The organism is uncultured Pseudoflavonifractor sp. (genome assembly GCF_944387805.1).
GTDB lineage: Bacteria > Bacillota > Clostridia > Oscillospirales > Oscillospiraceae > Pseudoflavonifractor.
Genome location: NZ_CALXGI010000005.1, coordinates 1 through 17,529 on the forward strand (window position 1 = coordinate 1; position 17,529 = coordinate 17,529).

Below are 17,529 nucleotides of genomic sequence, written 5' to 3' on the forward strand. Positions count from 1 at the left end.
TATCGGGGAGTCCTTTTTTTGTCCATAGCTATAAGCTCTTTATCCACTGGCAGACCCAGTGGTTCTTTAAGCAAAAGAACGGGCCGCTTCCGGAACACTCCGGAAGCGGCCCGCAGCCTGTTCTGTTTTTACGCCCCGTGCCGTGGGTGCTCCATCACCGTCTTGCAGGCCTGAATCACCTGTGCGATAACCTGGGACTCAAATTTCGCCCGGTACAGGCTGATCATGGGCGCTGCGTAAGCGCCGGGCAGCACAACATACTTCGGCGGCAGGCGGGTCAGGGACAGGGCCCGGACATCTGCCAGGCAGCGGGGACAGGTGCACAGTCCAAACATCCGCACATACCGGTCCAGCCGCTCATCCACCAGCAGCTCCATCACATTGACGCACACCGCGCTGTCCGGCAGGCGGGTCTCGCGGGGAAGGAAGGGTCCGGCGGGCTCCGCTTTCCCCTCCTCTCCGGGCTGTCCGGGCGGCGCAGGGGCCTCTTCTTCTGCCGCTTCCGGCGCGGCCTCCGGCTCCGCCTCCTGGGCGGGCGTCCCGCCCGGCTCCGATTCCGGTTCCTGCTCCGACTCCGGCCCAGCCTGCTCCGGCTGGGGCTCCGGCTGAGGCTCCGGCCCGGCTTCAGAAGGCCCCGCCCCGCCCCCCTGGGCCAGCTCCTCCTCCAGCGTCTGGGTCAGGGCGTCCCGGATGGTCTGGGACAGGGCTTCATTATTTGTGCGGGCCACCTGCAGAATGGGAGGGCCCAGCCGCTCGCCGTTCCGGCGCGCCAGGCCGCCCTCTGCCGGTGCGGGCTGCTGCTCTACCTGGGGCGGCTGCCCGCCGGCCGTCTCCTCCCGGACTCTTTTCTCCTGCTCCGGCGCCGCCGGAGTCTCCTCTTTTTTGGCTCCGCCGGAGAGCAGATTCAAAACATGGTCGGTCTTGCTGCTGCGGCTGCCTTTTCTGCCTGCCATCAGCGCCCTCCTTTCTTCTCTCTGCGGGGAAAGCGGGCGTCCGCTATCTGGTCGCACAGCTGCTCAAAGTCCTGGGCGGGCTTGGCGGAGGGGGCATAGTCCACTACGCTCTGCCCATGCGCCGGGGCCTCCGCCACAGAGACGCTGGTGCGGATCTTGGTCTCAAACACCACGGTATCCAGCTGCCGGGCAATCTGCCCGGCCAGTTCCAGCACCTCCCGGTTCAGATTCAGCCTGGGATTGTACCGGTTGAGCAAAATGCCCAGCACCTTCAGGTGGGGATTGTAGTACTCCCGCACGCTCTCGATGGTCTCTTTAATCTGTGACACGCCCAGCAGGCTGAGCACCTCGGGCGCCATGGGAATGATCAGGCTGTCCGACGCCACATAGGCGTTGACGGTCAGCAGGTTGAGGGCGGGAGGGGTGTCCACGATGATGTAGTCATACCGTTCCTCCACCTTGGACAGCGCCGTCTTCAGCATGAATTCCCTTCCGGGCCGGTTGAATTCCAGCTCCGCGCCCGCCAGCAGAATGTTCGCCGGCAGCAGATCGCAGCTCTCCGCGGCGGCAATGGCGTCGGCGGGCTCCATGTCCCCCCGGAACACCTCATAACACGTAGCGCACTGTTCAATGTCCAGCCCCAGGCTGAAGCCCAGACTGCCCTGGGGGTCCATATCCACCCCCAGCACGCGCGCCCCCCGGCGGCTCAGGCTGGCCAGCAGCGCGGCCGCCGTCGTGGTCTTTCCCACGCCGCCCTTCTGGTTGGTAACTGCTATGATAGAAGCTGACATATTGTCTCACTCCAATTCTGTCCCGCTGCGCAGGACGGTTACAATTTTTTGCTGAATTTTAGAGAAAAAATGTGAAGCAACACTTAATCTTTTGCCGCAGCGGACGATATAGAATGATGAGAGAACATGTAAACACTTTCAAGGCTATTGTACTCAAAAGACTTTTCCTTGTCAACCAGCCGAAAATCCCGCGCAGTACTGCTTAAAATTAACCAAATTGGTTCTCTTTTTCAATCCTGAGAAAAGGGAGTGTAAATGATGGCATCGGTCAGCAGCCTATCCAGTTCTAGTTCTTCCTCCAGTATCTATGGAAACCGCACTTATAACATTATCTCCGGCCTGGCCAGCGGTATGGATACGGAAGAGCTGATCTCCGGTGTGGTCCAGAGTTACCAGCAGAAAATCCAGTCGCTCCAGAAGGACCACACCTCCCTGGAGTGGAAGCAGGAGGCTTACCAGAGTATCTCGGATAAGCTGGTGGAGTTTTCACGGAATTACACCTCGTATGCGTACTCCAGCACCAACCTGCTCAGTTCCAGCTTTTTCAACAACGCGGTAAATATTACCACCAACGGCGCCAACGCCGCACTTATCACCGCCTCCGGTAAAACCAGCAGCGACGTGGTGATCAACGCAGTGCGCCAGCTGGCTACCGCCGCCCGGTACAGCGTGTCCGGCAACAGCCTAAACGCCAGTGTGTCTGCCGACAGCAGCACCGGCAGCAAGACCATTGCCGGCGGCGCTATCGCCGTCAATGACGACGATACCGTCGATGTGAGCAATCTGTCCGGCTCCCTGACCTTTACCTACGGCAGCAGGACGGTCTCGATAAATCTGGGGCAGCGGGAGTTCTTTACGGATGAAGACGGCAACTTCAGCGCCCAGAAGCTGCAGGATGCCATCACAGAAAAGCTCAGCCAGCAGCAGATCTCCACCAGCGGCGGCTCCGGCTCTGCAGATAAGTACATCGGTGTGGAGGTCAAGTCCACCGACGACGGAACCATCTCCATCTCTGTCACCGACAAGAAGAACGCCAGCAACAGTGTGTCCATTACCGGCGCCACCGGCAGCCTGGGCGAGCTGGTGGGCGAGCTGGGCGACGGCAAGGCTTCTGTCTCCCTGGGGGACTCCAGCAGCTTTACCAAAAAACTCACCCTGGGCGAATTTGTCTCCGGTCAGAGCCTGACCGTCTCCATGGACGGCAAAAGCAAGACCATCAGTCTGGACAAGTTCAAGAGCATCTCCGATCTGGATGCGTTTCAGTCCGCCCTCAACGAGGAGCTGAAAAACGCCTTCGGCACAGTGGACACCGGCAGCGGCAAGGTCAACAAGGTCAGCGCCACGCTCGATAAAAACGGCATCTCCTTTACCATGGACCCCTCCGTCAAAAACTCCACCTTTGCCGTAACCGCCTCCAGCTCTGACGTGGGCGATGTGCTGGGCATCGGCTCCGGCCTGACCAGCTATCTGGACACAAGCAAGACCCTGGGGGAGTTGAATCTGGGCGCAGGCTTCGACTGGACAAAGGGCACCATTGTGATGGGCAGCGGCGACAAGGCCATTGAACAGACCGATGAGAGCGGAAAAGTCATCGGCTATGTGGATGCCGACGGCAATGCCGTCAATGCAAACAACGAGCGCCTGGGCAAGGACGGCAAAGTGCTGTATGGCTATGACCTTGTCATCAACGGCGTAAAGATCGGCACTTATACCCGGGACACCGAGATGAACACCGTCATCAACAACATCAACGCCAATACCGAGGCCGGCGTAAAGGTCGATTACTCCAGAACCTCTGGACAGTTCATCTTTACTGCGAAGGATACCGGCTCGAGCGGCCGCGTGGACATCGAATCCGGCAGCCTGGGCGCCGCGCTCTTCGGCGCCACGGTCGATTCCGGCGGCACCCGCCTGGGCACGCTGAACGACAGCTACTCCGAGGGAAAGGATGCCCTGCTCAATGTCACCATCAACGGGGTGAACATGGAACTGGTCCGCTCCTCCAACGCCGTGGATCTGGATGGCATGTCTGTCAACCTCAGCGGCACCTTTAACGAGGACGTCACCGAAGATGACATCAAAGCCGATAAGCTGGACGCGACCAGTAAGGTGACCTTCACCAGCAAGACCGACGCCGACACCATTGTGGACGCAGTCAAAAAAATGGTGGATGACTTCAACGCCATTATCAAGGAGGTCAAGAGCGCCTACTCCGACATGCCGCTTCAGCAGTCCAACGGCTCCCGGTACGAGCCGCTCTCCGACGACGACATGGCAGATATGAGCGACTCGGCCATTAAGGCCTACGAGGAGAAGGTCAAGACCGGTATTCTGTTTATGGACAGCGACCTGTCCTCCCTCTATAATCAGCTGCGCAACGCCATCTCCGCCAGCGGCGCAGACGGCACCGCGCTGCGCTCCATTGGCATCTCCACCTCCTACTCCGACGGGCTGACCACCCTAACCTTTGATGAGCAGGCATTCCGTCAGGCGCTGGACAGCGACCCGGATAAGGTGCAGGAGGCCTTTACCAAGTCCAAAGACAGCGGCGCGGCCACTGACGGTCTGATGACCTCCATCCAAAAAATCATTGACCGTTACGCCTCCACCACCGGAGATCCCAAAGGCATCCTCATTGAAAAGGCCGGCTCCAAGTATTCCCCTACCGCCGCGCTGAACAACACCATGCTCAGCCAGATGCAGGCCCTGGAGGAGGAGATCTCCAAGTGGCAGGACAAGATGTCCGACAAGGTGGACTACTACACCAATAAATTTACCCAGCTGGAAGTGCTTATGAACGAGATGAACTCCCAGAGCTCCGCGCTTTCCGGCCTTCTGGGCGGCTAATTATCTCTCAGGAAAGGAATACGGCCTATGGATATGCACGGTTATCAGTATTACCGGGAACAGGCTGTGAACACCATGACCCCCGGCGAGCTGCTGCTCCTGCTCTATGATGAGCTGGTCAAGCGGCTGACTCAGGCGGAGCTGTCCCTCTCCCAGGAGGATTACCCCACCTTTGAGGCCGCAGTGGACCGCTCTGTTGCTATTATTCACTATCTGGACGATACGCTGGATCATCAGTACCCCATCAGCGCCCAGCTCACCCGACTCTATGAGTACTTCTGCTATGAACTCAGCCGCGTAAAAAGCGGACGGAACAAAACAGAACTGGAGCGGGTCAAGCGCATGGCCAGCGAACTGCGCGAGAGCTTCCGCACAGCGGAAAAAAGCTCTTCCGCCCGTTAGGAGCGCCGAAATGCTGACCGATCAGACACTGATGGATATCGCCTGCCTGCAGCGCAGAATATACGCCTCTCTCACCGAGATCTCTGAGCTCACTGACCAGCTGTCCCAGGCCTTGAGCCGGCAGGACCAGGTGTCCGTGCGTCTGTTTCTCTCCATGCGGCGGGAAGAACTGGACCATCTTCTGGCGCACAGGGCTGCCCTGAACCTCCAATGCGCCCAACTCCCCGGAGACGATTCCGCTGCCCTGCAGCAGCTGCTCTCCGGTAATGACGGTTCTGTCCCCGACTCGCCCGGCAAGGCGGCGCTGCTGCGGCAGGTCAAGATGAACCGCTCCCTTCTGGAGCGAATCTGTCAGGCAGATCAGGCTGTCAGTCTCCGGCTTGGGGGACGCAGGTCCTTTTACAGTAAAAACGCTGAAAACGCAAAACAGCGCCGGACATAAAATGCCGTCGCTTCTTGCCCTGTACCGCGCAATAAAAAGGGACCCTGCCGGCTTTTTCCGGCAGGGTCCCCACCCGCTCTCTTCAGCTCTCCAGCGTGGAGAAGCACCACAGCGGCGCCCCGTCCGTCTGGCTGGCTGACAGCTCGTCCAGAATAAGCTGCGGGTCCCACAGGGCCAGGCTGCGTTCCCTGCTGTTGGGGTCGGCCACCAGGATCTCCCCTGTCAGCGTAAGACCCCGCAGGACAATAAAATGCCCGCCGTCTGTAAAATGTCCGGGGCCCATCAGTGCCACCATCAAATGCCCAGACGCCAGCAGCTGGCACAGTTCCTCTGCGGTGATATCTCCGCAGGACTGAGCCTCCAGCCCAAACAGCCGGCCAAGTCCCTCTACAATCGAGAGGTATGAGCCGCTGCCCGGCGCGCAGTACCCCTGCTCATAGGCCGTCTGGGCCATCTGCGCCGGGTCCACAATCTCATTCCCCAGGGTGGACACCACCATGGACATGGCAGTGGGCCCGCAGCCAAAGCCGCTGATGGGGTCGGGGCCAAAGCGAGCGTCCGCCCAGGGAGCTTCCCCCTGGTTGAAGTAGATGAGCTCCACCGTTCCGCCGGTCAGGACTTCCTGACCATTGCGCACGGCAAACTGGGTGGCCTTTGGGTCCTGCCACAGCTCTGACTGGTCGTCCTGCGGCTCCTGTATCTCCTGGCTGACCGGCTGGGTCTGGGGCGGCTCTTCTTCCGCCGCTTCTCCGGCGCTCAGCACTGTCTCTGCCAGCGTCTTTCCGCGTGCCCAGACCGCTTGGACCAGTCCCGCCACAGGCTGGGTGATCCTTTGGAACAGGTCAGGCGCTGCCACACTGCAGACTGCCAACTCCATTCCGGCAATGCAGGCCAGCGCCAGTGCGGCCGCACCCAGCACACGCAGGACTTTTCTCCGTTTCTTTTTCTCATCCAAGCTCTCTACGCCACCTTTTCCTGATGTGAAAGTGATTATAGCAAATTTATTTGTCTTTGTATAGAAGGAGCCGCTTATGCCGCAGATTCGTTTGGAAGGCATCGGGAAGGATTTCCCCGTGGAAAATGAAAAACGGGTGGTGCACGCAATCCGCTCTGTGGATTTAACCATTGAACAGGGGGAGTTTGTGTTCATAACAGGCAGCAGCGGCGCCGGCAAGAGTACGCTGTTGCAGATGATCGCCTGCGATCTCCGTCCCACCCACGGCGCCGTCTATCTGGACGGCGTGAACGTCACCCGTATGACCCAGCGCCATCGGGCCCGCAAACGTCTGTGCTTTGGCTATGTACCCCAGATCTCCACACTGGCCCGAAAGCGGACCGTGGAGGAAAACCTCTCTGCCGTGGCCCTGCTGGGCCGCGGGCGGGGACAGCGCACTCCTGCTGAATCCGTCCGCAAGGCCTTAAGTCTGGTTGGCCTGAGCGGCGCTGCCGGATGCTATCCGGTAGAACTCTCACTGGGAGAGAGCCGCCGGGTGGAGCTTGCCCGCGCCATTATCAACAATCCTGAGATCCTTGTTCTGGATGAACTTACTGCAAATCTGGACGAGGATACCGCATGGGATATGTTTCTCTTCCTGTCCGAGCTCAACCACCACGGAATCACTGTCATCATGGCCACCCACGCCAAAAACTTTGTCAACCTGATGCGCCGCCGGGTCATTACCCTGGTGGATGGTCTGGTTTTCGGCGACGTACAGAAAGGCCGGTACGGCGATATTGTATAGTCCCCCAGCATCCTGTCTGCATGCCTCGGACCAGGATTTTATGTTCCATAAAGAAAAGTAAAGTATAAAAATCGGGAGGAACCACACCATGAAGAACACAAAAGTCGGGACCAAAATGCTGATTTCGCTCGGCATCACCCTGGTGCTCACACTGCTTATGATCGGCATCGCTGTCAGCACCATCATCCGCACCAACAGCGGCTACAACGATATTCTCAACAATCAGGCCACCGTGACGGACGCTGTGCTGCAGAGCGAGATGGAGGTCAACTCCGTTGCCCGCCAGCTGCGCGATATGGCCCTGTTCGGCTACAATGAGTCCACCATCGGCGAGATCAACGCCTCTATCTCTGACATCTCTGAGACCTTAAAGATCATCAGCTCCAACAAGAGCGACCTGGCCGCCCAGTATGTGCAGCAGGTGCAGGACTGGGAATCTATCTTTGGCGAAGTCTCTGACGCGCTGCAGACGCAGGACTCTGCCAAGGTTAACGACCTGATCCAGAACCAGTGCACGCCCAAGCTCAACCTGGCTGTCGCGACTGGCCAGTCCCTGATTGATCAGCTGGAGGAAACCAGCAATCAGCTTACAGACGCTCTGAACGGTCAGATTATCCGTGACATTGTTATCCTGGCCATTATCGTGGTCATCAGCATTATCGTGGGCCTGGCCTTTAATCTGTACACCGTGCGCTCCATCGTCCTCCCCCTGCGCAAAGCTGAGGACGCTGTGGTGGCCTTCAGCCATGGCGACCTGTCCTATGCGCTGGATTACGAGTCCAAAGATGAAATCGGCGGCATCTGTGATGCTGTCCGCACCTCTCAGCAGATCCTCCACGGCACCATTGAGGATATCGTGTCCGTCACCAAGCGTCTGGCAGGCGGAGATCTCACCTGTGTTGTGACCCAGCAGTACCCTGGCGAGCTGGCCCCCATTAAGGAGAACATTGAGTATCTGCTGGAGCAGCTCAATGACACCATGAGCAGCATCCTCCAGGCCGCCGACCAGGTGGCCGCCGGAGCCGACCAGGTATCCACCGGCTCTCAGGCCCTGGCTCAGGGCTCCACGGAGCAGGCCAGCGCTGTGGAGGAGCTGTCCGCCACCATCAACGACCTGGACAACTCCGCCCAGGAGAACCGCAAGACCGCCCAGACCGCCAAGGAAAAGGCCGACCAGGCCGCCGATCAGGTCCGCATCAGCAATGAGCGCATGCAGGAGATGCGCAAGGCCATGGGCGATATTCTCACCGGCCAGAAGGACATTGGCAAGATCATTGAGACCATTGAGAACATTGCCTTCCAGACCAACATTCTGGCTCTGAACGCCGCCGTGGAGGCCGCCCGGGCCGGCAGCGCCGGAAAGGGCTTTGCTGTGGTGGCTGACGAGGTCCGCAATCTGGCCTCCAAGTCCGATCACGCCGCCAAGCAAACCAAGAAGCTCATTGAGTCTTCCATGGCCGCCGTGGAGCGCGGCGACACGCTGGTCGAAGATGTGGACGCCAATATGCAGAAGACTGTGGAGTGCGCCGGCGCGGCCATTGAGTACATGGACAAGCTGGCTGAGAGCACCATCTCCGAGGCTGAGGCCATTGCCCAGCTGACCACCGGTGTGGATCAGATCTCTTCTGTGGTCCAGACCAACTCCGCCACCAGCGAGGAGTCCGCCGCCGCCAGCGAGGAGCTCTCCTCCCAGGCCGTAATGATGAAGCAGATGGTCCAGCGCTTCCATCTGAAGTCTGGCGCCCAGCTCTCCTTCGAACCCGAGCATCTGGACATGACCTCCGGCATGAGCGCCGAGCACGCTGCGGGGGAAAACCGCTTCAGCAAGTATTGATTCCAAGCCGCGCCCGGCTTTCAGGAAAGGAGTTGTCTGTAAATGTCAGAGACGGCTGAATCCTCCGCCCTTCCCCACCAGGATCAGGGGCTTATCTATGCCCTGGACATTGGAACGAGAAGTGTTATCGGGCTTTTGGGCACAAGAGAGGACGGCAGAGTCCGCATTCTGGCTATGGAAAAGCAGCTCCATGCCCACCGCGCCATGATGGATGGGCAGATTGAGGACATTGCACAGGTGGCCTCCGCCGTGCGGGACGTAACCGCACGGCTGGAGCACACCGCCGGCTGCCGGCTGGAGCGGGCCTGTGTGGCTGCCGCTGGCCGGGCCCTGCGCACAGAGCAGGGTCACGGTCTGCGGGAGCTGTCCGCGCCTGAGTCCATTGGCCCTGCCCTGATTGCACAGCTGGAGGCCTCCGCCGTTGCAGAGGCCGAACAGGCTGTCCGCGCCGGAAATGAGGACGGACAGCAGCTGCTCCTGGTGGGCTATACTGCCACCCAGTACCAGCTGGACGGCTATCCCCTGGCCACACTGCTGGGTCACAGCGGCCGGAAACTGGAGGCCAGCGTGGTGGCCACCTTCCTGCCCGGCGGAGTCATCGACAGCCTGTACGCTGTGATGCGCCAGTCCGGTCTGGAGGTGGAGAGCCTGACCCTGGAGCCCATCGCCGCTCTGAACGCCGCTATCCCCGCTGATCTGCGCCTTCTCAACCTGTGTCTGGTGGACATCGGCGCCGGCACTTCAGACATTGCCGTGTGCCGGGATGGGACTGTGGTGGGCTACACCATGGCCACTGTGGCAGGAGACGAGATCACTGAGGCGCTGATGAAAGCCTATCTGGTGGACTACGGCACCGCCGAACGGATGAAAGCCCAGCTATCCCAGTCCGCCACCGTGACCTTTACCGATATTCTGGGCCAAGAGCAGTCCTGTGACAGCCAAGAGCTGGAGGCCGCTCTGGAGCCCGCCGCCCGGCTTTTGGCCGGAGAGATTGCCCAGCGTGTAATGTCCCTCAACGGTGCCGCCCCTTCGGCCTTATTTCTGGCTGGCGGCGGCAGTAAACTGATCGGGCTGCGGGAAAAGGTTGCAGAGGCCCTGGAAATGGACCCCAGGCGGGTTGCTGTGGCGGGGGGACACTTTAAAGCTACCGCATGCTCTGATACCGTTGCTCTGGAGGACCCGGAGTATGCCACGCCGCTGGGCATTGCCGTCTCCGCCGGGCTGGGACTTATCAGCGACAGCTGTCAGGTCACGCTGAACGGGACCAGGGCCAAGCTCTTCCGCAGCGGCGACCTCTCCGCCATGGACCTGCTGATGATGAATGGATACAGCTACTTCGATCTCCTGGGTAAGAGCGGAAAGCCCCTGGTGCTCCAGGTAGACGGACGCCGGAGAGTATTCCACGGCCAGCCCGCCCAGCCCGCTGTTTTAAAAATCAACGGCAAGGAGGTGCAGCCCTCCGCCCCTGTCTGCGCCGGCGATGCAGTAGAATTTATCCCCGCCAAGGCCGGAGAGGACTGCCAGCTCACAGCCGCCCAGTTGGCCCAGCGCCTCAACGCAGATGCCATTGCCATTGACGGCGCACCCCCTGCCGGCCCGGATATGCTTGTGCCCTCCGGCTCCTTTGTGGTTGTGGTCCGGGGCAGTACCCCGCCCTCCCATCTTCCCTCTCAGACAAGTCAGCCTGTCGGCACTACCTGTACGGTCACCCTCAATGGCCGCTCCATTCTGCTCCCAAACAAAGCAGACGGTTCCCCCCACTATGTGATGGATCTGCTGGAGCACTCCGGCATTGACTTCAAGCATGCAGAGCGGCCGGTGGAGCTGCGGGTAAACGGCGCGCCCTGCCTGTTCCAGCAGGCGCTCAAGCCCGGCGACCAAGTGATTATCGGATATGAGGACGAGGTGAATGCTCGGTGAAACACGCAAAAAAAGCGGCAGTGTCTATGCTGGCTGCCGCTCTGCTGCTTTCCGGCTGCAGCAACAGCTCCGCCCCGGAGCCGCCGCTGGATTATGCGCTGGGTGAGGACAGCCTTCCCTCTCTCAGCAGTCTGGTGACGCTGGACAGCAGCTTCCAGTTCCAGGAGTCCGCCTCCGAGGATGAGCCGGACAGCGTTACTTATGTCTATTCCCAGCTCTCCAACGGCGGGGAAACAGCGGAGCAGTATACCAAGGCCCTCGAAGAGGACTATAACTGTACTGTGAGCACCGGGGACACCAATCTCACTGCCCCGGATTTTTCTGCTGCCTCTGGTCAGGCGCTTGTTTTTCAGTCTCCGGACGGCTCTGATGAATGCTTTCGGCTGACGGTACAGTGGGAAGAGACCTCCTGCTCTGTTACGCCCTCCCTTGTTCCCAAGGATGAAATTCCTCAGACTGCGGATGAGGCGGAGAATTCCGTCACCGTGGAGGAGGCTGTGGCGCATATGGAAGGGCTGTCCCCCGCCTATCTGGGCCTGTCCGGCAGCAGTATGGCGCAGTATACCATTATCCCCCAGGACGGCCTCGTGCGGCTGGATGATCAGGAGTGCCTGTGCGTCAACGTCTATCTGGCCGACACCCATCAGTTCCAGAAGAGTTATCTGCTCACTCTTCCTGCCCTTCAGGTATACGCGCTGGACCGGATCACCGGTCAGGCCACTCCTCTGGGGGCGCCGTAATATCGCAGAACACAAGAGCCGGGATATCCCACAGAAAGGGACATCCCGGCTCTTGTGTTGTTCTGTGTAAAAGCGCTGCTCCGGCTGGCTCAGCTGCCCTGTTCCTGAATGTAGCGGGCCAGACGCTTGTCCTCCGTCCGGATGTGGGAAATCAGCACGCCAACCACCCGGTTGAGGTCGCCCAGGGCCTTGACCGTGGGACCGTCTCGCATCAGACTCTGAGACGTCTCGCTCATCTGCCGGCAGTACCCGTCGTGGAAGGTCTTATGCGCCGGATAGCCGGGATACTTGCTCTGGATCTGCAGCTGCTCCTCATCCCGGAAATGCCGGGCCACATAAGAGTTCAGAAAGTCTACGGTCTTCTGGAGCTGTGTGCGGCCCTGACCCTGGGCACAGGCATCCATCAGCGCGTTTACGGCGTCGAACAGCTGCCGGTGCTCCGAGTCAATCAGTGTATTTCCAGTGACGAGATCCTTTGTTACTTCATATCGCACGGAATCTCACTCCTTTTTTCGTGTCGTCAGTTACCGCCGGCGGCACTGTATTTCGGGGAGATTTTCTCCCCTGTTTACTATATCGACCTGCTCACGCAAAAAGATAATCATGATACGGATTATATTTTTCTTTCGCGATTTTTCTCATCCCCTATTATGTAATGCCCGAGGCAGGCCGATATATATATCAAACAGAGAAATGCGGTGCACCATATTCCGCACAAAGCTATGAATGAGAATGAGAGGGAGGCCTTGTAATGTTCCGGATTAATATGGGCGAGGGGTATCCTGTCATTGGTCCGACAGCTTATGGTAAAAAAACAGATGCCGCCAGTGTCGCTTCTCCTGCACAGCAATATGATCAGGTTCAGTTTTCCTCCCATATGGATATGGCGGAAAAGCGCATGAAGGAAACGGTAAGCCGTCTGTCTCAGGAGGTCCGCACCCGGGTCACCGCCCAGGATGTGGAGCATTTGCAGCAGCAGGTGGCCGCAGGCGAATATCAGCCCAGTCCCCGGGAGATTGCCGCCCGGATGCTTCTTCTGCGAGAGGACGGTTAAGCTCCATGGATATTAAAGATTATCTCTTATTTTTGTCCGAGCTGTGCCAGGCGCTGGACTCCCTGACCGTATTGGAGCAGCGGAAGCTCAGCGCTGTTCAGGCCGGAAATCTGGAAGAGCTGGACGCCTGCATGAAGCAGGAGCAGGTCGCTGCCCTGGATCTTCGCGGCCGGGAGCAGAAGCGAACCGCTATGCTCAGGGAGCTGGGCCTGGAGCAGGTGTCCCTGCGGGACCTGCCCGGCCACTGCCCCGACCAGCACCGGGCTCAGGCGTCTGAGACGATCCAGCAGATTCTGCGCAGTTATCAGGTGCTCTCCAGCGCCCAGAATGCTGCGCGCACTGTAATGGAGTCCAACCTGCGCCATATTCAGCAGGAACTGGAACGCCGTGAGACGCTTCGCCAGGGGCATCTTGCCGGCCCACATACGCCACAGACTGATTTTCGTGCCTGAGAGGAGTTGCCATGAGTACTTTTGGTTCTTTTACCACCGTCCGTCTGGGGATCTATGCCGCCCAAAAGGGTCTGGATGTGACGGGCAATAATATCACCAACATCAACACTGCCGGCTATACCCGTCAGCGGCTCAATCAGGTCAGCCTGGTTCCCTCCGTCAGCGACCGGTATTCCTCCAGCTATACCAACCGTATCGGCCAGGGCGCCATTATAGCCGGCGTAACCCAGCTGCGTGATCCAGGGCTGGATATCTCCTACCGCAAAGCCTCTTCCGACGTGGGCTCTGCCAACGCCAAGCTGGAGGGGCTCAACTCCCTGGCCACCATTCTGGACGAGGTGGGGAAGGGCGACCTGGAGCAGGACGACGGCGTAATCCTCAGTCAGCTTAACGATATGCGGGATCTCATCAGCCAGGCCATTGCCAATGGCACCGATACCTATGACGGCCTCATCCGCTCCTCCGCCGACGCCCTGACCACCCTCTTCAACTCTTATGCCAGCAAGCTCTCCGAGCTGCAGTCCACCTACGAGGACAAGCTGGACCAGCAGGTCTCCCAGGTCAATGATATTCTCAATAACATTCGTGATCTGAACCTCTCCATCCGCAACGCTGATATCCGTGGGGACCCCGGTTTGGAGCTGCGGGATCAGCGCAACCTGCTGCTGGACGAGCTGAGCCAGTATATGAAGATTGACGTTAAATACTCCATGGAGGACGTGGGCGCTGGAACCATGATAGAGAAGCTCACCGTCACCCTGTCCAACGACCCGCCCCACAATCACACGTTGGTGGACGGTGAATACTCTGCCCAACTGCTGGCAGATAAGAATAACGACTACCGTCTCAACCTCTACGCCCTTCGGGATGCCAGCGGAGAAAAGCAGAACGCCGGAGACACCGACCCCCAGGTGCTGCTGGACAATGACCTGTACGGTTCCCTCCAGTCTATCCGGGAACTGCTTACGGAGGAGGGTGAGTTCTCCTCTGCCAATGATGTTGCCGCTGACCCCAACGCCGCCACCAAACGGGGTATCCCCTACTATCAGAAGGCGCTGGACTCTCTGGCGCGTGAATTTGCCGACGCCATGAACAAGCTCAATAACACCGGTCTTAATGGCGCCGGCAACCTGTTCAGCACCGGCAGCGACACGGACAATGCCGACGGCATTACCGCCGCCAATATCTCCGTCTCCAAGGGCTGGTCAAATGGCGCCGTCTCCATTCAGGCCACTGATGACGTCCATGCTGCCAGCGGCGACACCTCAAATCTGGCCAAGTTTCTGGCGCTCTTTGATCAGAAGGTAGACTTTGATCCCACTCACATTGCTGCGGACGCTGTGGGCGACACCTATCGGGGTACCTTTGAGGATATGCTCCTGAAGATCCAGTCCACTCTCGCCAAGGACCAGATGACCACGGACACCATTCTCAACAACTACACAGTCACAGCCGGCGATATCTATGTGGATCGCGAGGGCGTCACAGGCGTCGATCTGAACGACGAGGCCACAAACCTGATGGTGTACCAGAAGGCCTATACCGCCGCCTGCCGGCTGATGAGCGTGCTGGAAGAGGCGCTGGACTCCCTCATCAACAGCACAGTATAATTTGCCGCTCTGTCTTTCGAGGTGAATAATCTATGATTCGTGTTACCACCAACAGCACACTTTATACCTATCAGAAGAATCTGATGAAATCCTCCAACCAGCTCTACTCCGCCATGAATTCCCTTATGAGCGGGCGGAATTTTGACTCCTACTCCGCTGATCCGGCGGCCGCCACCCGCGCCTTTCAGATCCACAGCTCGCTCAATGCCACCAACACCCAGTACTCCAATAACACTACGGTGCTCAACAAGGTCTCAACGGCGTGGGATGTGGCCGACGATATTATTGATAAGCTGGTGCGGGACCTGGCTGAGGCTCCCGCCCTGTCCGGTCTGAGCGACACCAATCTGAGCACGCTGAACACGCAGGGCGACGTACTCTTCTCCGGTGCGGAGGCCATTGTCCAGAGCCTCAACAGCAAGTACGACGGCAATTTCCTCTTTAACGGCTCTGACACCCAGAACGCCCCTTTCGCCCTGGAGACCGTGGATAACAAGACATACGTCACCTACCGCGGCGTGCGGATTGACGACCCGGATACCCTGGACGACACCTACCTCGATGAGAACAATCAGCCTGTCCTCAAGGACGACGGCACCTCTATGACCAACCGCGAAATGCTGGACAAGTGGTCCCAGGAGCACCAGTATGTTGACATCGGCATCGGCTTTGAGGTGGACAAAAATGGAAAAGTCATTGACTCTACCGCTTTTGATTCTGCTATCTCAGGCACGGACTTTATCGGGGGCTACGGTGTGGATGAGGACGGAGACCCCACCAATATTGTCTCCATTATGGTTCGCCTGTCCGAAATCTTCCGGGGATATGATACAGAGTCCGGGACCTGGAGTTCTGCAGGCGACAAGGAGGACGCGCAGCGTCTGGCAGGCAAGCTGACCAAGGCCCAGGAGGGCCTCAGCGCGCAGCACTCGGCCCTGGAGACCAAAGCCAAGTATCTGGAGACCAACAAGTCCCAGCTGGAGAGCTCGTTCAGCACCCTCAATACCGAGCTCAACAGCATTGAAAAGGTGGATCAGGTGGAGGCTATTCTCACCCTTTCCTCCGTTCAGACCAGCTATAACGCCGCTCTTCAGGTGGGCGCTCACGTCATTCCTCAGTCTCTGATGGATTATCTGAACTGAATGGTTTCAGGATATACGTGTTCGCGTCTTATGCAGGGAAGGAGTAATCAGCGCCATGTATCCGCTCATTGAAATTAAGACAGTCCCAATCGAAATTCAGATGAAGGTCACGCGGGCCCGTCTGGAGTACGCCCGGGGAACTGCTCAGGTTGAAGTCTCCCGGGATAAGGGGGGGCTGAGTATCCGCAGCCGCCCCATCCAGGTGAATATCGACTCCTTTGAGGCCCGAAACTCCGTCACTCCTACCACTGCCACCCTAATCCGCCGGCAGGCTCAGGCCGGCGTCCAGGGTGCTTACCAGGCCACCGCCGTACTGGCAAAGGAGGGCAGAATGATGATGGAGGCCCGGATTGACCAGGATGTGATCCCTCAGCTGGCCAGGCAGGAAACCATGGGGCAGCCGGCCAATGTCAACATTGATTTTCTGCCCAGTACGGGCCCTGACATCAGCTGGGATGGCGGCGAAATGAGCATCCGGTACCAGATGGACAAGCTCAACTTCGACTGGCGTATGGAGCAGATGAGCTTCACCTTTGTCCCCGGCGATATTGAGTTTACCATGACCCAGCGCCCTGACGTCATTATCAAGTATGTGGGCGGTCCCCTGTATGTGCCCCCCTCTTCCGACCCGGACTATGAACCGGTGGATATCAACGTCTGAGCAGGAGGGATTTCGTTGCAGCTGAATACAAAATACTTCGGACAGATTGCCTATGCACCGGAGGATGTGCTGGACTTCCCCGACGGCCTGTTCGGCTTTGAATCAGAAAAGCGTTTCCTCCTTCTCCCCTTTTCCGGCAGCCAGGGCAACATGCTCTGCCTCCAGAGCGTATCCGCCCCCTCCCCCGCCTTTATCCTCATGAATCCCTTTTCCCTTAAGCCCGACTACCGGCCGGTCCTCTCCAGAGAGGAGCTCAAGCTGATGGGCGTCTCCCAGAGCTGCGAGCTGTGCTACTATGTGATGTGCGTGGCCAAGGAGCCGGTGGGAGAGAGCACGGTCAACCTGCGCTGCCCTGTGGTGGTCAACCCGGAGCTCCGCCGGGGCACCCAGGTTATTCTGGACACCACAGACTACCACATGCGCCACCGTCTGGAGGAGTTCTCCAACGGAGGAGGTGAGTCGGTTGCTGGTTCTTAGCCGCAAAGAGGGCGAATCTCTGATCATCGGCGACCACATCAGTATTACCGTCCTCTCCATTGAGTCCAACGGACAGGTGAATCTTGGCATCTGTGCTCCCAAGGAAGTACTTGTCCTGCGCAGTGAGCTTCAAAAGGCTGCCACCGAAAACCAGGATGCGGCCAGTACTGCGCCCGCGCTTCTGGTCGCAGAGCTGGAATCCGCCCTGTCTGGGCGCATCCAGCCCGCCCCACAGACGCCGGAATTCTAAGCGAATTCCGGCATCTGTTTTGTTTTATCCCTGTGCTGCTTCCGCAGGGAAGGCTTTTCTGCCGGTGTGTGCACGCAAAATGGCCTGGCAGGCAATCTGTGCCAACTCTATTCTACGCCTGACGGAGGCGACTGTACGTCTCTCTCCGCCCGTCTGCGCTGAGACCCCTCAGGCGCAGAGACGCCGTGCAGAGCACTTGCTCTGCACGGCGT

Annotated in this window: 18 protein-coding genes; 14 read left to right on the forward strand and 4 right to left on the reverse strand. The window is 58.8% G+C overall.

Going from position 1 to position 17,529, the window contains the following annotated elements:
• Positions 1-128 precede the first annotated feature (128 nt).
• Together Q0K06_RS02335 and Q0K06_RS02340 are read right to left on the reverse strand one after the other, a co-directional pair.
• On the reverse strand, positions 129-953 hold the full coding sequence (locus tag Q0K06_RS02335; RefSeq protein WP_294548051.1) for a late competence development ComFB family protein: 825 nt from the start codon (positions 951-953) through the stop codon (positions 129-131).
• Positions 953-1,744: a ParA family protein gene (locus tag Q0K06_RS02340; RefSeq protein ID WP_294548054.1), complete on the reverse strand. Its 792-nt coding sequence runs from the start codon at positions 1,742-1,744 to the stop codon at positions 953-955. Before Q0K06_RS02340 ends, Q0K06_RS02335 begins: the two co-directional genes overlap by 1 nt.
• A gap of 255 nt (positions 1,745-1,999) precedes the next feature.
• On the opposite strand from Q0K06_RS02340, the gene fliD reads away from it, so the two are divergent.
• The 3 genes from fliD to Q0K06_RS02355 are packed head-to-tail and all read left to right on the forward strand — an operon-like array spanning position 2,000 to position 5,435.
• Complete coding sequence (gene fliD / locus Q0K06_RS02345) at positions 2,000-4,591, forward strand: flagellar filament capping protein FliD (RefSeq protein ID WP_294548057.1); 2,592 nt, start codon at positions 2,000-2,002, stop codon at positions 4,589-4,591.
• A gap of 27 nt (positions 4,592-4,618) precedes the next feature.
• Entirely contained in the window at positions 4,619-4,993 is a 375-nt protein-coding gene (locus Q0K06_RS02350; protein ID WP_294548060.1) for a flagellar export chaperone FliS, read from the forward strand.
• Between the two features lie 10 nt (positions 4,994-5,003).
• Positions 5,004-5,435: a hypothetical protein gene (locus tag Q0K06_RS02355; protein WP_294548062.1), complete on the forward strand. Its 432-nt coding sequence runs from the start codon at positions 5,004-5,006 to the stop codon at positions 5,433-5,435.
• An 82-nt stretch (positions 5,436-5,517) separates the two neighbouring features.
• Here Q0K06_RS02355 and Q0K06_RS02360 read toward each other — a convergent pair whose 3' ends face one another.
• The gene (locus Q0K06_RS02360; protein ID WP_294548065.1) at positions 5,518-6,390 is read right to left on the reverse strand and encodes a C39 family peptidase; all 873 of its coding nucleotides are present in this window, start codon (positions 6,388-6,390) and stop codon (positions 5,518-5,520) included.
• Between the two features lie 76 nt (positions 6,391-6,466).
• Between Q0K06_RS02360 and Q0K06_RS02365 the strand changes: the two genes are divergently transcribed.
• From Q0K06_RS02365 to Q0K06_RS02380, 4 genes are all read left to right on the forward strand, one after another.
• The gene (locus Q0K06_RS02365) at positions 6,467-7,177 is read left to right on the forward strand and encodes an ATP-binding cassette domain-containing protein (RefSeq protein WP_294548068.1); all 711 of its coding nucleotides are present in this window, start codon (positions 6,467-6,469) and stop codon (positions 7,175-7,177) included.
• Between the two features lie 88 nt (positions 7,178-7,265).
• The gene (locus Q0K06_RS02370; protein WP_294548071.1) at positions 7,266-9,011 is read left to right on the forward strand and encodes a methyl-accepting chemotaxis protein; all 1,746 of its coding nucleotides are present in this window, start codon (positions 7,266-7,268) and stop codon (positions 9,009-9,011) included.
• A gap of 42 nt (positions 9,012-9,053) precedes the next feature.
• Positions 9,054-10,931, forward strand: coding sequence for a cell division FtsA domain-containing protein (locus Q0K06_RS02375; RefSeq protein WP_294548074.1), 1,878 nt, complete (start codon positions 9,054-9,056; stop codon positions 10,929-10,931).
• A complete protein-coding gene (locus tag Q0K06_RS02380; RefSeq protein ID WP_294548077.1) occupies positions 10,928-11,671 on the forward strand; it encodes a hypothetical protein in 744 nt (247 codons plus the stop codon). Before Q0K06_RS02375 ends, Q0K06_RS02380 begins: the two co-directional genes overlap by 4 nt.
• Before the next feature lie 89 nt (positions 11,672-11,760).
• Here the strand turns inward: Q0K06_RS02380 and Q0K06_RS02385 are convergent, their stop codons facing one another.
• On the reverse strand, positions 11,761-12,165 hold the full coding sequence (locus tag Q0K06_RS02385; protein ID WP_294548080.1) for a hemerythrin family protein: 405 nt from the start codon (positions 12,163-12,165) through the stop codon (positions 11,761-11,763).
• A 272-nt stretch (positions 12,166-12,437) separates the two neighbouring features.
• On the opposite strand from Q0K06_RS02385, the gene Q0K06_RS02390 reads away from it, so the two are divergent.
• Genes Q0K06_RS02390 through Q0K06_RS02420 form a run of 7 tightly spaced genes read left to right on the forward strand, consistent with a single transcriptional unit; the run spans position 12,438 to position 17,317 of the window.
• Entirely contained in the window at positions 12,438-12,725 is a 288-nt protein-coding gene (locus Q0K06_RS02390; RefSeq protein WP_294548287.1) for a flagellar biosynthesis anti-sigma factor FlgM, read from the forward strand.
• A 5-nt stretch (positions 12,726-12,730) separates the two neighbouring features.
• The gene (locus Q0K06_RS02395) at positions 12,731-13,177 is read left to right on the forward strand and encodes a hypothetical protein (protein WP_294548083.1); all 447 of its coding nucleotides are present in this window, start codon (positions 12,731-12,733) and stop codon (positions 13,175-13,177) included.
• An 11-nt stretch (positions 13,178-13,188) separates the two neighbouring features.
• Complete coding sequence (flgK, locus tag Q0K06_RS02400) at positions 13,189-14,787, forward strand: flagellar hook-associated protein FlgK (protein WP_294548086.1); 1,599 nt, start codon at positions 13,189-13,191, stop codon at positions 14,785-14,787.
• A 32-nt stretch (positions 14,788-14,819) separates the two neighbouring features.
• Positions 14,820-15,929, forward strand: a complete 1,110-nt coding sequence (locus tag Q0K06_RS02405) for a hypothetical protein (RefSeq protein ID WP_294548089.1) — start codon at positions 14,820-14,822, stop codon at positions 15,927-15,929.
• A gap of 55 nt (positions 15,930-15,984) precedes the next feature.
• Positions 15,985-16,590: a DUF6470 family protein gene (locus Q0K06_RS02410; RefSeq protein WP_294548092.1), complete on the forward strand. Its 606-nt coding sequence runs from the start codon at positions 15,985-15,987 to the stop codon at positions 16,588-16,590.
• Between the two features lie 15 nt (positions 16,591-16,605).
• Positions 16,606-17,067 (forward strand): flagellar assembly protein FliW, encoded by a 462-nt coding sequence (locus tag Q0K06_RS02415; RefSeq protein WP_294548095.1) that lies wholly within the window; start codon positions 16,606-16,608, stop codon positions 17,065-17,067.
• Complete coding sequence (locus Q0K06_RS02420; protein WP_294548098.1) at positions 17,054-17,317, forward strand: carbon storage regulator; 264 nt, start codon at positions 17,054-17,056, stop codon at positions 17,315-17,317. Before Q0K06_RS02415 ends, Q0K06_RS02420 begins: the two co-directional genes overlap by 14 nt.
• Positions 17,318-17,529 lie beyond the last annotated feature (212 nt).

Bases quoted from the DNA above. Each gene is read 5' to 3' on its own strand.
- Q0K06_RS02335 (WP_294548051.1), bottom strand. From the start codon at position 953: ATGGCAGGCAGAAAAGGCAGCCGCAGCAGCAAGACCGACCATGTTTTG.
- Q0K06_RS02340 (WP_294548054.1), bottom strand. From the start codon at position 1,744: ATGTCAGCTTCTATCATAGCAGTTACCAACCAGAAGGGCGGCGTGGGA.
- fliD (WP_294548057.1), top strand. From the start codon at position 2,000: ATGATGGCATCGGTCAGCAGCCTATCCAGTTCTAGTTCTTCCTCCAGT.
- Q0K06_RS02350 (WP_294548060.1), top strand. From the start codon at position 4,619: ATGGATATGCACGGTTATCAGTATTACCGGGAACAGGCTGTGAACACC.
- Q0K06_RS02355 (WP_294548062.1), top strand. From the start codon at position 5,004: ATGCTGACCGATCAGACACTGATGGATATCGCCTGCCTGCAGCGCAGA.
- Q0K06_RS02365 (WP_294548068.1), top strand. From the start codon at position 6,467: ATGCCGCAGATTCGTTTGGAAGGCATCGGGAAGGATTTCCCCGTGGAA.
- Q0K06_RS02370 (WP_294548071.1), top strand. From the start codon at position 7,266: ATGAAGAACACAAAAGTCGGGACCAAAATGCTGATTTCGCTCGGCATC.
- Q0K06_RS02375 (WP_294548074.1), top strand. From the start codon at position 9,054: ATGTCAGAGACGGCTGAATCCTCCGCCCTTCCCCACCAGGATCAGGGG.
- Q0K06_RS02390 (WP_294548287.1), top strand. From the start codon at position 12,438: ATGGGCGAGGGGTATCCTGTCATTGGTCCGACAGCTTATGGTAAAAAA.
- Q0K06_RS02395 (WP_294548083.1), top strand. From the start codon at position 12,731: ATGGATATTAAAGATTATCTCTTATTTTTGTCCGAGCTGTGCCAGGCG.
- flgK (WP_294548086.1), top strand. From the start codon at position 13,189: ATGAGTACTTTTGGTTCTTTTACCACCGTCCGTCTGGGGATCTATGCC.
- Q0K06_RS02405 (WP_294548089.1), top strand. From the start codon at position 14,820: ATGATTCGTGTTACCACCAACAGCACACTTTATACCTATCAGAAGAAT.
- Q0K06_RS02410 (WP_294548092.1), top strand. From the start codon at position 15,985: ATGTATCCGCTCATTGAAATTAAGACAGTCCCAATCGAAATTCAGATG.